This window comes from Candidatus Atelocyanobacterium thalassa isolate ALOHA (assembly GCF_000025125.1).
Lineage (GTDB): Bacteria > Cyanobacteriota > Cyanobacteriia > Cyanobacteriales > Microcystaceae > Atelocyanobacterium > Atelocyanobacterium thalassae.
Genome location: NC_013771.1, coordinates 1,287,136 through 1,302,108 on the forward strand (window position 1 = coordinate 1,287,136; position 14,973 = coordinate 1,302,108).

At 29.8% G+C, this 14,973-nt stretch carries 11 protein-coding genes and 2 pseudogenes; 6 read left to right on the forward strand and 7 right to left on the reverse strand.

Annotated features, from left to right (window positions below):
• Positions 1-8 precede the first annotated feature (8 nt).
• Together UCYN_RS05380 and rseP are read right to left on the reverse strand one after the other, a co-directional pair.
• Complete coding sequence (locus UCYN_RS05380; RefSeq protein ID WP_012954500.1) at positions 9-1,523, reverse strand: thymidylate synthase; 1,515 nt, start codon at positions 1,521-1,523, stop codon at positions 9-11.
• Positions 1,524-1,746: 223 nt separating this feature from the next.
• Positions 1,747-2,832 (reverse strand): RIP metalloprotease RseP, encoded by a 1,086-nt coding sequence (rseP, locus tag UCYN_RS05385; protein WP_041487783.1) that lies wholly within the window; start codon positions 2,830-2,832, stop codon positions 1,747-1,749.
• Between the two features lie 148 nt (positions 2,833-2,980).
• On the opposite strand from rseP, the gene UCYN_RS05390 reads away from it, so the two are divergent.
• Together UCYN_RS05390 and UCYN_RS05395 are read left to right on the forward strand one after the other, a co-directional pair.
• A complete protein-coding gene (locus tag UCYN_RS05390) occupies positions 2,981-4,423 on the forward strand; it encodes a phosphohexomutase domain-containing protein (protein WP_012954502.1) in 1,443 nt (480 codons plus the stop codon).
• Positions 4,424-4,498: 75 nt separating this feature from the next.
• The gene (locus tag UCYN_RS05395; RefSeq protein ID WP_012954503.1) at positions 4,499-4,696 is read left to right on the forward strand and encodes an RNA-binding S4 domain-containing protein; all 198 of its coding nucleotides are present in this window, start codon (positions 4,499-4,501) and stop codon (positions 4,694-4,696) included.
• Positions 4,697-4,749: 53 nt separating this feature from the next.
• Here UCYN_RS05395 and UCYN_RS05400 read toward each other — a convergent pair whose 3' ends face one another.
• From UCYN_RS05400 to UCYN_RS05410, 3 genes and pseudogenes are all read right to left on the reverse strand, one after another.
• The gene (locus tag UCYN_RS05400; protein WP_012954504.1) at positions 4,750-5,874 is read right to left on the reverse strand and encodes an NAD(P)/FAD-dependent oxidoreductase; all 1,125 of its coding nucleotides are present in this window, start codon (positions 5,872-5,874) and stop codon (positions 4,750-4,752) included.
• A 116-nt stretch (positions 5,875-5,990) separates the two neighbouring features.
• Positions 5,991-6,539, reverse strand: coding sequence for a bifunctional adenosylcobinamide kinase/adenosylcobinamide-phosphate guanylyltransferase (gene cobU, locus UCYN_RS05405; protein WP_012954505.1), 549 nt, complete (start codon positions 6,537-6,539; stop codon positions 5,991-5,993).
• 252 nt (positions 6,540-6,791) lie between these two features.
• Positions 6,792-8,572 (reverse strand): annotated as a pseudogene (locus UCYN_RS05410) (DUF5942 domain-containing protein).
• A gap of 366 nt (positions 8,573-8,938) precedes the next feature.
• Here UCYN_RS05410 and UCYN_RS05415 point away from each other — a divergent pair.
• On the forward strand, positions 8,939-9,490 hold the full coding sequence (locus tag UCYN_RS05415) for a shikimate kinase (protein WP_012954508.1): 552 nt from the start codon (positions 8,939-8,941) through the stop codon (positions 9,488-9,490).
• A 67-nt stretch (positions 9,491-9,557) separates the two neighbouring features.
• On the opposite strand, the pseudogene queC reads toward UCYN_RS05415, so the two are convergent.
• Positions 9,558-10,261, reverse strand: a pseudogene (queC, locus tag UCYN_RS05420) (7-cyano-7-deazaguanine synthase QueC).
• A gap of 585 nt (positions 10,262-10,846) precedes the next feature.
• On the opposite strand from queC, the gene UCYN_RS06060 reads away from it, so the two are divergent.
• Complete coding sequence (locus UCYN_RS06060; RefSeq protein WP_012954510.1) at positions 10,847-11,575, forward strand: Ycf66 family protein; 729 nt, start codon at positions 10,847-10,849, stop codon at positions 11,573-11,575.
• Between the two features lie 104 nt (positions 11,576-11,679).
• Here the strand turns inward: UCYN_RS06060 and UCYN_RS05430 are convergent, their stop codons facing one another.
• On the reverse strand, positions 11,680-12,720 hold the full coding sequence (locus tag UCYN_RS05430) for an AI-2E family transporter (RefSeq protein WP_012954511.1): 1,041 nt from the start codon (positions 12,718-12,720) through the stop codon (positions 11,680-11,682).
• A gap of 475 nt (positions 12,721-13,195) precedes the next feature.
• Here UCYN_RS05430 and UCYN_RS05435 point away from each other — a divergent pair, with 475 nt between their 5' ends.
• Together UCYN_RS05435 and UCYN_RS05440 are read left to right on the forward strand one after the other, a co-directional pair.
• Positions 13,196-13,930 (forward strand): sugar phosphate nucleotidyltransferase, encoded by a 735-nt coding sequence (locus tag UCYN_RS05435; protein ID WP_012954512.1) that lies wholly within the window; start codon positions 13,196-13,198, stop codon positions 13,928-13,930.
• Complete coding sequence (locus UCYN_RS05440) at positions 13,924-14,904, forward strand: GHMP family kinase ATP-binding protein (protein WP_012954513.1); 981 nt, start codon at positions 13,924-13,926, stop codon at positions 14,902-14,904. Before UCYN_RS05435 ends, UCYN_RS05440 begins: the two co-directional genes overlap by 7 nt.
• The last annotated feature ends 69 nt before the right edge of the window (positions 14,905-14,973 follow it).

Consider the following 14,973-nt stretch of genomic DNA (forward strand, 5'->3'; position numbering starts at 1 on the left):
TTTTTTAACTAACTTTTAACTGTTAAGGGTTTATCTTGCTGATAATGATAAGATTTGTCCTTTAAACAAATTTCTGCCTTTTGTAATTCTGAGCCCAAGTACATAGCATGTTTAATTCCAATACCAGGAGAATCCTCTGCAATTTTGTTATAGATTTTCCTTGCAGATTTACCAAAGTAACAATTTACAATTTCTCCTGAACCTGGGGTAATATGCTCAACAAATATTTGATTATTTTTAATAACAATTAAATAGCTACCACTAGGATCAGCATATTTTTTTTCTCGACATATTGTTTCGTATTCTGCATCTACTATTTTATCTGCATATTCCCAACAATCGTTATATATATGAGCGCTTTGGCTAACAGTCACTAATGGACCAATTTTCAACTTCTGATTAATTCGATTTTGTATTTCTCTCATAATATGTATTTGCAATGCCCTTAGGCCCATTGCATTTGAAGGCCATGCGGAAAACATATCATTACTACGAAACGTAGCTGTTAAAGATAATTCATCATCAATAGTTCTTATCCAAATATGATTTAGGCATGGAGGGCTGTCATTATTATCATAATCATTAACATCCCAGAGAGACATGACAGCTCTGGAAGAATTAATATCAGAAACTAGTAGATCAATAACTTGTTGGATTTGATCTTTTTTAAACCAAGATCTTAATCTTTGGCCATATGTATATTTGATCCCTTCTCGTTGTGAAGAATCATCAAGAATTTGGGATATATAGTCGTTGATAAATTCTCTTCTTATAGGAAGATAATTGGGTTCAGGAAAATAGAAATCTAAGGGTTCATCAGTAACGACAGCTACAATATTGATTAGTTCTTGCCATTTTCCATATTCAGTTGGCCTAACTCTTCCAGTTGTTTTAATACGATGTAATATCCTAACCCAGGTTTCTGCAATTGTAGAACCTTCTATTCGATGACAATATTTAGTTCCAGGACGTATTTTGGAACTAGTTTCCGTAAAAGGGAAAATCAGGGGATTACTCCAAGATTTTTTTTTCTCTTTTTTATTTAGTTCTTTGACATGATCAACTACTTTAGAAATTGATTCAACTTCTCTATAAACTATAGATTCGCGAATTAACTCTAATACCTCAGCAGGAATTTCTATATCTATATACCCAAGAACATTAGAATTAATAATCCATACATCTTTCCCTATATGATCAACTCCTGCCCTGAAACCTTTAGACAAGAAATCTAATAGACATTGACATCCTCCTGCGTTTTGATCTTCTTTCGTTGACTGCAGTATAACGAGCGAAGCTACATGAGGATTTGCTAATAGGTTTCTTATTAAAGGGCTAATACCTCTGGTTGGACTATATAAGTTTCCAATAACTGCATATTCTTTTGATGTTAAATATCTTGCAACTGATTCTTTTACTGTCCATCCAGTAATGATAGCTGTTTGTCCATAACCACAAATTAATTGGTTAGCTTTGTAATGAGGATCATAATTAAATAAATAGTTTGATGGTGTAATCGTCATAAGCAGCTATTAGATACATTGTAAATATTTTTTTCACAGGATTTATACAAAAAATAATTTTTTTTGTAAAAATCAATCTAACATAGTATTGTGTCTAATAATTTTTTCAATTAACTATACCGAATCGTCTCATACGATAAATTGAAAGTACTATAAACATGACAAATTATTCTTCAAAAATACAGAAATAGAAAGTTTTATAATTTTTCTATTTCTGTTGTGCTTACATACCAAATTGCTTAACAAATTCTTGAACTATAGTTAAATTTACCGTGTCACGAATAATTACGAAAATTCCTAATCCTAGCAATAGGACAAGGCCAGTTTGCATAACACCTTCTTGAAACTTATTGGGTAATGGTTTTCCTAAAAATCCTTCTATTAATAAAAATATCAATTGTCCACCATCTAATGCAGGCAAAGGCAAGATATTGATAACAGCTAAATTAATACTAATTAGTGCACCAAATTGAAATAAATTTCCGAGATTATTTTGAGCAATACTAGCCCCATACTCAACAATTTTAACAGGACCGGCGACTTGTTCTATATTTTCTTGAAAGTGCCTTATTAATTGCCAAAATCCTTTAATTGTGAGAGTAAAAGCATTTAGATAAGTCTTACTACTATAAACAAATATTTCCACTAAGTTCTTGGCGCGGCTCAACTGAACATTGGGCAATAAACCTACTCCAATTTTTCCTTTCCCTTCTTCAGTTAGCTCAGGTATCACTGTTAAATCTAATATTTCTTCTTTTCTTTTAATAGTCAAATTTAAAGGTTTATTTATCGAGTTTTTAACTTTTTCAACGAATAATGTAGTTGCTTCAGGAAACTCTTTTAACGGATATTGATCTATAGATAAAATAATATCTCCTTCTTTTATTCCTGCATCCATAGCTGCAGAATTATTATCTATTTGAGGAACCATCAGTCCTGGTTGTAAATCTTGAATTCCCATCGTAGCGGTCTGCCCAACCAAAAGAAAATAAGCAAATACTAGATTAGCAATTACTCCTGCACTAATAACTATAGCTCGATCAGTAATAGGACGATTGCGAAGTAAATTTGGATCATCAATTGATATTTCGCTTTCTGGATCGTCATCAGGGAAACCGACAAATCCACCTAAAGGTATAAGGCACAAGGTGTATTCAGTTTCTCTCCCTTTGTATCTAGCTAAAACAGGTCCAAAGCCTATGGAAAATCGTTTAACATGAATTCCTTGTAATCTTGCAGCAGAAAAATGACCTAACTCATGAACAACAATTAAAATAACTAAGACTGTGATTGCCGCCAACATTGACATAATAAATTAGTTGATTATCGGATATTTAACATCCCTATATTGTAAAACATATGGTAATCCTCTTTCACTTTCAATTAATAACTGATAAAAAGTATTAAAATATCGTATTCACCAATTAAACTTAAAAAATAATAATTTAGATATTTTTATGACATTTAACCAAAATCCAATAAAGTTTGGGACAGATGGATGGCGAGGTGTTATCGCAGCAGATTTTACATTTGAAAGAGTTGCAATAGTAGCTCCCCTATGTGCCCAAGTTTTATTAAACAATTATGGAACAGTATCTAATAGCCACACTATTATCGTAGGGTATGATCGTCGTTTTTTAGCTGAAGAATTTGCTAAGATTGCTGCTGAATCTCTCATTGAAGCCGGTTTTGATGTTGTTTTTGCTGAATCTTATGCTCCAACTCCTGCTTTTAGTTGGGCAGTTAAATCACAAAATGCTTTGGGGGCTATTGTATTAACTGCAAGTCATAATCCTGGAAAATATCTGGGCATAAAAGTCAAAGGAGCTTTCGGTGGTTCAGTTTCCTCTGAGATTACCCAACAAATTGAGAACTTACTATATGAAATGCCTAAGTTCTCTGGCAAGACAGGTATTTTAAGTTACTTTGATCCTTGGAAAAGTTATTCTCAAGAATTAAAAAGTAAAGTTAATATTAAAAAAATTCAACAGGCAGTTCACAATAAAGATTTAACTATTTTTGCTGATGTTATGTATGGAGCTGCAGCTAGTGGATTGGAAAGATTATTAGAATGTCCTATACAAGAGATTAATAGCAATCGCGATCCTCTTTTTGGAGGCAATCCCCCAGAACCTTTGCCGTGTTATCTTACGAAGTTACTAACTACAGTCAAGAAATTTAATGCTGAAAAAAGTTCTGGTTTAAGCATAGGTTTAGTTTTTGATGGAGATGGCGATCGCATTGCAGCAGTTGATAAGCAAGGGAATTTTCTTAGCTCTCAAATTTTACTTCCGATCCTTATGGATCACTTGGCAACACACAAGGGATTAAAAGGCGAGATTGTTAAGACCGTTAGTGGTGCGGGACTGATTTCTTATCTAGCAGATTTTTATAATTTACCAATTCATGAAACTTCGATAGGCTACAAATACATAGCTAATAGAATGTTAAACGGCAATGTTTTAATAGGGGGAGAAGAATCTGGAGGAATCGGTTACGGGACACATATACCTGAGAGGGACGCCTTATTATCTGCACTATATTTGTTGGAAGCAATAGTTGAAAGTAGTGATGATTTAGGAGAGTATTATTTAAAATTACAAAAAAAAGTAAATTTTTTTAATGCCTATGATCGTATCGATTTGCCATTATCTAGTCTTGATATACGCTCAAAATTGATAAAGCATCTAGAAACGAAGTCTTTTAATGAAATCGCTAACAAAACTGTCCTAAAGTGTGATAAAAAAGATGGATATAAATATTATTTAACAGATCAAAGTTGGTTGCTTATACGTTTTAGCGGTACAGAACCTACTTTGAGGCTATATTGTGAGTCTTTAACTTTAAAGCAAGTTAACAATATCTTAGAATGGGTGAAGAATTGGGTTAACTCAATTTAAATATCCATAATCTATAATATGAAAGTGATTCGTATATTTTTAATATTTTAAAAAACTCTAAAAATAATTAAACCTATGCAGTATCAAACAATAAGGCTAGCACAGTTTCTAAAATGGAAAAGATTAGTAAATAGTGGAGGGGAAGCAAAATTCAAAATACAAGGAAAAGAAGTATTGCTTAATGGTAATATCGAAACTCAAAGAGGTAAGCAATTAATAACAGGAGATATAGTGACCTTTAATGGAATTGAATACAAAGTTTTACTCGAGTAAATTTACTATACAATAATCATTTTGTTATTGTCATAATTAAAGAAATATCTTTATCAATGATTATATTTAATTGATAAGTCTTCAAGAATCTTATTTTTAATATTTAATGCAGTTGCTGGAGCTAGTAAGATTCCATTTCGATAGTGTCCAGTAGCCAATAATATGTTTGAATGATGAGGAATTTTTTCTATTATAGGTGCTATTCCTCCATCAGGACGAGGACGTTTTCCAGTCCAAATTTTGGTAATGTTTCCATTTTTAAAACCTGGACATATAGAAAATAATTCTCTTTTAATTTGCTCTAAAAATTTTGATTGAGCTAACATTTCTCCATTACTACGGGGAAATTCTATTGTTGAACCAACCCAATATCTTTGAGGATTAACTGGAATAATATTAATACCCTTTCCAGCAATTACAGGAATAAAGTTAGTATTTTCTAAAGGAGCATTTAGATCAATTTGCATCCCTTGGCCAATTACAGGCTTAATTTTGACTATCGTTTGTAATTTATTAACTAATTCGTTTGAACCTAAACCAGCACTTATAACTATGTAATCTGCTTTTAAGATTCTTTTTGATGTTTTAGTATAACAAGTTAGATCATGACTAAACTTCTGATCAAATGATGGAGATATTTTTTGAATCTTAGTGTTGAATAAACAATGTACTCCATTTAAAGATGCTCCTAGGACGAGAGCTCTTGTCATTTGAATTGGATTAACTTGAAAATCTTGTGGAGAATAAATAGCTCCAGTTATTCTTTCATCTTTAATTTGTGGACATTTTTGAAATAGTGTACTTTTCTCCCATACTTCCAAAAAATAACTAGAAGAATTACGAATTTCGATTAAATCCCCCCATTTTTCTAGATAATTATCTACGTAATGAAGTAATAAAATACCGTTAGAATTTACTTGTATCGGTATCTGAGTTAGTTTTTCAAGCTCGGGGATTAATGTTTTATAACGTTTTAAGCTCGTTTTACACAAATCCCATCCTTTCCCTCTAGTCTTATAGTTGGCAACTCCTCGTAAGACTCCCAGTGCTCCTTTCGTAGAAGAAGATGCAGGAAATTTTTCGTCAACTAAAATAATTTCTATACCATTAAGCAAACTAAGCTCATAAGCTATTGTTGCTCCTATAATTCCAGCTCCAATAATAACAATACGAGGCATTTTTTTTGGACTCTTTATCTTTAATATGACTATAGTTCAAAAAAGTCAAATATCAAAAGTTAGACCTTAATATTTGTAGTAACTATATTAACTTTAAATAAGAAATACTTTATTATTTAGTATTGATTGGTTTGGATTTTTTGTCCTAAAATACTCAAGTTTACAACATGTCCTCCTATTACTAAATAAGTTGTGTCAACTATATTTCCTAACTTAGAAACAATATATCCAAGTCGATCGCGAAACAATCTACCAAGTGGATAAGCTGGAACGACTCCCCATCCTGTTTCTTCGGCGACAAAAATCAATTTAACCGATGTTTTTTCAATACACTTAAAAAGATCAGTGACGACATAGTCCCATTCTTCATCATTTTCATCTAATCTATTTGCTACCCAGGTTCCTAAAGAATCAATTAATAAACAACAAGGAGGCATTGTTTTATTAATAACTTTAATAAGATCATATGGTGTGGACAAAGTTTCCCAATGAGCAGGTCTACGATCACGATGCTTCTTAATACGATTTTGCCACTGAAAGTCAGCAGGGTTTTCAATGGCTGTTGCTACGTAGATAACTTGACTATCTAACTTATTAGCTAAATCTTCAGCCCACTGACTTTTGCCTGAGCGAGTTGGCCCTATTACTAAAATATGTTTTGGCATTTTATTGAATATTTAGTAGGTTCATACTAGAAAATCAAGTCTTGTCACTATTATTTTTTAATAGAATGTACTTACAAAAAAATATAAAATACATACCATATACTAATTTTATAGTATTAATAGATTGTAAATAATATTTGTCTTATGAAAATATCTTGTGAGTGACTTACTTTTCGTCTTATGGTACAAAGCTTCTTCTTAAAGTTAATCTATGATTTCCATTATAGTGCGTATAATTTTTAAGATATTTGGTTAATTTTTTACGGAATATTTTGATTTGTGTTTCGTACTTATTACATGAGCTAGTTTAAGATTTAAGAAAGCGTTGATCAAAAGAAATAATCTTGTTATGTCGGTAGAGGGTATACCCCAGACTTTAGGATGAATAATTGCGTGGACTAACAAAAATCCTGTTATTCCAATATTTATGCCAATCACAAAATTTTTCCAGCCATAAAGTTGGATAACCATAATAGATAACAAATATGATATAAAAAAATTTACTATGAATGGATTAAGAATAGTAGTGCCTCTTATAGAGTTTTCTAACCCTAAGAGTGAACTTCCAAGGAGACGAAACGGCCATTGAGGTAAGTCAAAAATATAAACTCCTTTAAAAAAAAGAATCCTGAACTACCTAATACAATCCCTAAGTTAAAAGATAATGAAGAAATAAAAGAACAAGTACGAAATAATCCTAAAACAAATAGATAAGAAGTTATCAACATGGAAGTTCCAAATAGATAATTAATAGCTTGATTATCTATCCAAAAATTAAGATTTGGATTGTGAAGATAACTAAAAAAATTTTGCGCAGTAATTTTTTGGTTGAAAGCCATTTGAATAGCTTTTTCTGAATCTAATTGTCCTACTCCAAAATAATTAAATGGATCTTGATTAGTTTTTCGTGAAGACTGAATTAGTATTCCAAAAATATCATTAACCTTCTGATAGTTAGCAGCTTTAATCAAAGCAATTACTCCAGTAACATGGGCAGCAGCTACCCCAGTACCTTCCGATCTTTTAAATATTATATTTTCAGTGTTGAAACCAAAATTGACATTATCGTTACTATTCCCTGGAGCAGAAATATCAACTTGTGCGCCAAAATTTGAATAAAATGCTTTATTGCCCGTAGCATCTAAAGCAGAAACGCTTATAACTTTTGAATATCGGGCAGGGTAATATGCTGTGTTGTGGTTGTCATTTCCTGCCGAAGCAATAATTATAATACCTTTGTTATAGGCATAATTTATGGCATTTTCTAGTATTCTGCTTTTACTCTTTCCTTCTAGGCTCATATTAATAATATCAGCACCATTATCAGCTGCGAAACGGACTGCATCAGCTATATCCGATGTTGTGCCTTCTCCTGTTTCGGAAAGAACTTTTAAAGGCATTATTCTAACTTTTTTAAATACTCTTTTATTATTAATAGTCTGAGTTATAACTTTTGCTATGTTTGTACCATGCCCATTATCATCATAGGTATAATTTCTATCGTTTACAAAATCATATCCTGAAACAAATTTAATTTTTTGAAGTTCAGATGTTTTATTTATTCCTGTGTCTATAATAGCAATAGTTACTTTTCTTTCGAATGTTTTGCCTACATTCTTATCTGAATGTATATTAGATAAATTCCACTCTTCATGAACATTAGAAACTTGATAAAAATCATCATGCCTTTTTGAAGCCTTATAAACATAGTTAGGTTCTATATAGTCTGTGTAATTATTTAAAAAAGATTTTTTCAAATCTTTCAATAATGTTTTACCTCCTTCTACTATATAGATATTCTCATCTATAGAATAAACACTATTAAGAATCGCAGTAGCATTGTAGTCGTTAGAAATCTTTTCTATTTGTTTACTTAAAGTTGTTGTAGGTATATCTTCGCGAAAATTAATAATAATTGAATTATATCTTTCTTGATCAATAACTTTCTTAGGAATTACCAAAAAAATTGACAAACCTAGTATGAATAAAATTAAAAATAATAGTTTTTTTTTCACTTTCTTTTTTATCAACATTATTTAGTAATTTATAGGGTAAAAAATAAATTTAATATATCTTTTTTAGTTTACTTTTCTTAATAGCCTTTAATAACGCTATCACTAAGTTTACCAAATAATATTAAGGAATTATTATCAATACCATGTAGCAAAATTTGAACATCTAAAATTTATCAGACTAATACTTGTAATCTTGTTATTCTAGAGGGCTGGTTTTTTAAAAACAAATAAAAAGCATTTGGCCTTAGAAAATAATTCCACTAATATAAAAACTAGATTAGCAATACTGTATGCGTTTAAAATTATATACGTTCAAAAAATATTTATATAACTAACTGAAGGTTCATATAAGATCATAGAAAACCTATCTTTAAAAAACTAATAATGGCAAATAACTTACTTCAAGGAATTAATATTTTTTTAATTGGAATGATGGGAAGTGGTAAAACAACTACAGGAAAAAGACTAGCAGAACATTTGAATTATCGCTTTTTTGATACAGATACTTTGATTAAACAAGTAAAACAAAAAACTATTAGTGATATTTTTGTTGAAGAAGGAGAAGAATCATTCCGTATTCTTGAGAGTAATGTTTTATCAGAGTTAGCATCATGTACAAGAAGTGTTATCGCTACAGGAGGAGGAATTGTATTAAAGCAGGAAAATTGGAGTTATTTACATCATGGTTTGATTATTTGGCTAGATACTTCAATTCCTATTCTAAAAAAAAGACTTAATCATGATCTTAGTTCTCGCCCTTTAATACAGAAAGAAAAACTAGACATAGAACTAGAATTATTGCTTAAACAACGTCATGCGTTATATAAACAAGGAGATTTGAAAATTATTGTTGATAAAAATGATAGTTCTGAAGATGTTGTAAATAAAATATTAAAATTAATTCCTACTGTTTTAAAAACTACTTCTAATCAGTAAAACTATAAGGATTTATTAAATTATTAATCATTAAATTTTTGAATATATGATTAAGCTAAATTAAAAGTTACTTATTTAGATAGTAAATCTTTTGCCCATTAGTAGTTGCTAGAGAAGGATAGCCTGCTTCGATTAATGCTTGATCACGTATGCGACAAGAGTCGCATAGTCCACACGGTTCATGATCACCTTTATAGCAAGACCATGTCTTCTCAATAGGAACTCCTAATTTAATAGCTTCTTGAACAATATCAACTTTGGTTTTTTTATTAACGGAGCAATTAGTTCTATTGTATTTCCTTCAATTCCAGCCTTCGATGATATGTTCGCGAGGTCCTGATAAGCCTTAAGATATTCAGAACGACAATCAGGATAACCTGAATAATCAATCATATTTATACCTAGAAAAATCGCTTTTGCACCTTTAGCTTCAGCTAAGGAAAGAGCAAGAGCAATAAAAACAGTATTTCTACCAGGAACATAAGTAGAAGGAATATTATGAGGACTAACTCCATCTAAAGGTATAGACAAAGATTCATCAGTTAGTGAAGATCCTCCCCATTGAGCAATATCAACATCAATTATGTAGTGTGAATTTATGTCTAATTCTTTAGCAATTGTTTTAGCTGACTCCAACTCTTTATGATGAAGTTGTCCGTAACGTAATGAAAGGGCAACAAGCTTATAACCCTGAGCAGCAGCAATAGCTGCTGAAGTAGCCGAGTCTAACCCTCCTGAAAGTAAAACAACTGCTAACGACTTATCGCACATTTAATTACAATTTTTTAAATTTTAGGAACACAAGTAAAAGATTATCATATATTAATTGAACAGTAAATTTGATCTTTACAAGAGATATTTTAATATCGTCTTCTAAAAGAAAAATTTTTTCTTTTAAAAAGTTAGAAAACTAAGGAAAGAAAGATAGTAAAATGTGTAAAAAAATTTAATTAAATTTTTCGACTAAATTTCTTAATCTTATTTATTAAGGTGCTTTTTTCGTAGGTAAATAGATGATTATTCAGAATTTTTTAATTTCTCAATATATGTAATATATTTTGGCTATATTTAAAATAATGTTCCTAATGATTTAATGAGAATCTAGCGATACTTTGGATGTATACTAAGTTATGTAAGAGTTATTTAAACTGTTGATATTAATAGAATATAGAATTGTCAGTTTTTAAATATAAATACCTTCAAAAGCTAAATAAAGCTAACATACAAAAATTAAATTTAAGAAGACAATATACCCAAAAATAAAGTAAAAACTTTGATTAAGTTGGTTAATAAATAATAGACATAATAACTAACAATAAAATAATGAAAAAAAATTATTAAGGAGTTCACTGGCCAATGTTAGCATATATTCTATCTGTAACTGCAGGACTTGCAAGTCTATTTCTTTATTTTGCAGCATTTTTTCTTCCTCGATTACATAGAAAAGATGATTTTTTCTGGAGTGGCCTTGGACTATTTTATTCTTTATCTCTCTGGGTTTATGCAGATAAATTAACAGGAGGTTTTTTGTTAGGGCAATTATGTATTCTGACTTTAATTTTATCCTTTGGGTGGCAAAATTTTCGTTTAAGGAATAATTTCTTAAATTCAGAACAAAAGATAAACTTTACTGAATTTTCCTTTGTGGAGAGAATTCAAAAACTTCTAAAAAGACAATCTTTGTCTTCTTCTAAACTTTCGTCTCCTAAAAATAAAAAACCTAATTTTAGTTATCGTAAAGAAGAATTAAAGCTCAAGAAAAAAAATATTGAAAAAGATAAAGATATTAATATTTTTCAAGAAGTACGGAATAATGATTGTTTAGATGGAGAAAAGTTATCTAATATAAAAAATGAAAAATTTTCATTTAAATCTTTTTTACCATTAAATCAATTGAAATCATTACTTTATTTTAATTCATCAAAAAATAATATAGACAAAGAGTTATTAGATCCCCAAAATATATCTCCTGAACTACGTGAAGAAGTAGATAGTTTTGAAGATGAAATGATTGAAAATCAGAATACAATTATTGGTTATGACAAAAGCTCTATAGATAAACCTAAAGAAAACTCATCTGAATAAAATTAGTATGTAAAAATAAGTCAAAAATATTTGCAATATTTTTCAAATATGAAGTTGAAACTTATTAAGTTTCAACAAAATAGGTACATTATTATATTAATCTCTTAATCTTGTTTAGCAATAGAAATCCAAGGATCCAAAATGTCTTTAAACAAGATCTCTTCAAACCATGTTTTAGCAACTACTGCTAAAGGAAGAGCTAACAACAAGCCTAATACTCCAAAAAATTGAGCAAAAAATATTTGTACTATTAAGGTAACTACAGGCAATAACGAGACTTGTTTAGCCATTACCAAAGGAGTTAACCAATAACTTTCAACATTTTGAATAACAATATACCAAAGAATAATTGCTCCGATCTTCCAAGGTTCATCTAGCAAAGCTACCATAAGTGGAAAAATTACACTTGTAACTGGGCCAATATTAGGAATAAAATTAAGAAGTCCTGCCAATAATGCATGAACTAATACTAGTCTAATTTGTAGAAACCATAAACCCAATCCGCTTAAAGTCCCAATAAATAGACAATTTACAACAATTCCTATTAACCAATTTCCTAGTGCATTTTCTGAGAGTGTTAAAATTTCGTCTCCACGTTGTCGATAAAATGATGGGAAAAGCTTCAAAAATATATGACGATACCTGTGAGGATTTAAAATCATCATTATTGTTAATATAAAAATAAAAACAAGTTGCAAAATGATTGTTAAAGAATTTGAAAAGATTATAAAAAAGTTTGAGAAAATATCTGTGAATAGAGGTTGTAACTGAGAGAATAAATCATCTAAGGAAGGCGGTGAGGGCATTAAAGATAAATAACCTTGATTTTCTAAAAGTAAAATTAAATAACCACGCAGCTTTTCCCCAATATTAGGTAGTAAGCTTAGTAATTTTTGAAATTGATCTAGAAAAGGAGGAACTATTAACCAGCTGAACAAAATAGTTGCTATTGTGATTGTTAAAATTATGACTAAAATACCTAAAATTCTTGGAATTTTTATCTTTTCTAGTAATTTAACCAATCTATTTATAGCTGTTGCAAAGATAACAGCTGTAAATATTAATAATAATATATGCTTGATTTCCCATAAAACATAACAAGAAATAACTAAACTAAATAATCCTATCCATTTACCAATATTCATGAAAATAAAATGTAATTTTTTATTTAAGCTAATATTTAGAAATATCTTTTGATAATTTAATAATTATATACATCTGCTGTCTTAATAATTATCTAAATTGAATGTTTTTTTATTATCTAAAATAACTAACATAGAGTATTCAATCGTTTTTTCCTAAGTATTTTTATATGATTTCTCTGCTTTAATCTGTAATTCTATAATCATATTTCCATTTACTTATAAATCCAAATCTTATTCAAATTAACTACATTTCATTATAGAAAGATATTTTGAGCTTACAATTTCTGTCTAATATAATATTTATATTATGACAATGAACTTAATACATAAGTTTAAAAATAATTTTAACTAATTAAAGCTATTTCAAAAATGAACAAGGAATAATTACGATACACTTGCCTTAGTGTATAAAAAATGATGATATATAAGTTTACATAGAAAATTTACATTAACTATTATTTAAAAAAAAACGTTTATGATTGATATTAAAGCTGTAATTTTAGCAGGTGGGTATGGAACTAGAATTAAACATTTAATTTCTGATATTCCTAAGCCAATGTTTCGAGTTGCTGAAAAGCCATTCATAGAATGGATAATTTCTTATCTTAAACAACAAGGAATTAAGCAAGGAATCATATCAACCGGTTACTTAGGAGAGGTTATTGAGGAATATTTCAATCAACATAAAATAAGTGGGATAGATATTAATTGCTATCAAGAAAAAACACAATTAGGAACAGCAGGAGGATTTATCCATGCTGTTAAACAAAGTGGTTTATCTCCTGAAGCATGGTTAGTTATGAATGGTGATTCTCTAATAGCCAGTAATTTAGAAAAGTTAATTAGCTATTTAGACATTGAAGAAGTAGGATGTGTCATATTAGGAATGTCCGTAAACGATACTTCTCGTTATGGTTCTCTAATTTTTGATGATTCTAATAATTTGCTCCGTTTTTCTGAGAAGGAGAATGGTCAAGGATTCATTAATGGAGGAATATATCTATTCCGTCATAAAATTTTAGAATATTTTCCTTCAAAATATCCTCTTAGTTTTGAGTATGATATTTTCCCAACGTTGTTACAACAAAATATTAAGATTAAAGTTTGCGAAGTTCAATCTCCATTTTTAGATATTGGAACTCCAGAAACTTTAATGCAAGCTGAAAAATTTATTAAAGAAAACTTTACTAATTTAATTAAACCATGCTGATTGCACGTGCCCCTGTTAGAATAAGCTTTTTTGGAGGAGGAACAGATTATCCTGAATATTTTCTTCGTCATGGAGGAGCTGTTTTATCAACAGCAATTGATAAATTTTCATATGTAACTGCAAGTCCTTTCCCTAGTCATTTATTCGATTACTTAGTTCGCATATCTTATCGTAAAGTTGAATTAGTTAAAACGATTGATCATATTGAGCATAAAGTGTTTCGTGAATGCCTAAAGTTTTGTAACTTGGAAAAAGATATTGAGTTACACAACGTAGCAGATTTACCAGCTTTTACAGGACTTGGTTCATCCTCAGCTTTCACTGTATCGTTGCTACAAGCACTTCATAATTTTAAAGGTGAATTTATTAAGCCTTTAGATTTGGCTTATGAAGCAATTTATGTAGAACGTCATCTAGTTCAGGATCATGTAGGATGTCAAGATCAATTAATGTCTGCAGTGGGGGGATTTAATTTAGTAGAATTTAGAACAGAAGAAGATATTATTGTTAATAGAGTAGATATCTCTCCTCAAAGACTAGCTGAATTTGAGTCTCATATTTTTATTGTATTTACAGGTATTAAAAGACGTGCTTCTCACGTGGTAAAAAAGCAACTTAAACGAGTAGAAGATAATCACGAAACTCTTAAAAAGATGCGTAAAATGGTTGATCAAGGTTGGGATATCCTTACTAACAATGAACCGTTTTCAAAATTTGGTGAGTTATTACATGAAGCTTGGATAGCCAAAAGAAGTTTAGATCAAAGTATTTCAAATTCAGAAATAGATTATATGTATGAACTGGGGCGAGAAAATGGAGCTTGGGGCGGTAAGCTTTTAGGAGCAGGTGCAGGTGGATTTTTATTATTTTTTGCGCCACCTGAAATTCATCCAAAACTAAAACAAGTTTTTACAAATCATGAAATACTTTCTATTAAAATTAACTCACCAGGTTCCCAGGTTATTTTTTCATAAGCTTATAGCAAAATGTATAGAAACTAAGAACCATATGGTTCTTATATATTAATAGTTTAAATATAAATA

What these genes read in the sequence shown, in the direction of transcription:
- cobU (WP_012954505.1), bottom strand. Translation starts at nt 6,539, where the DNA reads ATGCCAAAACATATTTTAGTAATAGGGCCAACTCGCTCAGGCAAAAGT.
- UCYN_RS05400 (WP_012954504.1), bottom strand. Translation starts at nt 5,874, where the DNA reads ATGCCTCGTATTGTTATTATTGGAGCTGGAATTATAGGAGCAACAATA.
- UCYN_RS05395 (WP_012954503.1), top strand. Translation starts at nt 4,499, where the DNA reads ATGCAGTATCAAACAATAAGGCTAGCACAGTTTCTAAAATGGAAAAGA.
- UCYN_RS05430 (WP_012954511.1), bottom strand. Translation starts at nt 12,720, where the DNA reads ATGAATATTGGTAAATGGATAGGATTATTTAGTTTAGTTATTTCTTGT.
- UCYN_RS05390 (WP_012954502.1), top strand. Translation starts at nt 2,981, where the DNA reads ATGACATTTAACCAAAATCCAATAAAGTTTGGGACAGATGGATGGCGA.
- rseP (WP_041487783.1), bottom strand. Translation starts at nt 2,832, where the DNA reads ATGTCAATGTTGGCGGCAATCACAGTCTTAGTTATTTTAATTGTTGTT.
- UCYN_RS05435 (WP_012954512.1), top strand. Translation starts at nt 13,196, where the DNA reads ATGATTGATATTAAAGCTGTAATTTTAGCAGGTGGGTATGGAACTAGA.
- UCYN_RS05440 (WP_012954513.1), top strand. Translation starts at nt 13,924, where the DNA reads ATGCTGATTGCACGTGCCCCTGTTAGAATAAGCTTTTTTGGAGGAGGA.
- UCYN_RS05415 (WP_012954508.1), top strand. Translation starts at nt 8,939, where the DNA reads ATGGCAAATAACTTACTTCAAGGAATTAATATTTTTTTAATTGGAATG.
- UCYN_RS05380 (WP_012954500.1), bottom strand. Translation starts at nt 1,523, where the DNA reads ATGACGATTACACCATCAAACTATTTATTTAATTATGATCCTCATTAC.
- UCYN_RS06060 (WP_012954510.1), top strand. Translation starts at nt 10,847, where the DNA reads ATGTTAGCATATATTCTATCTGTAACTGCAGGACTTGCAAGTCTATTT.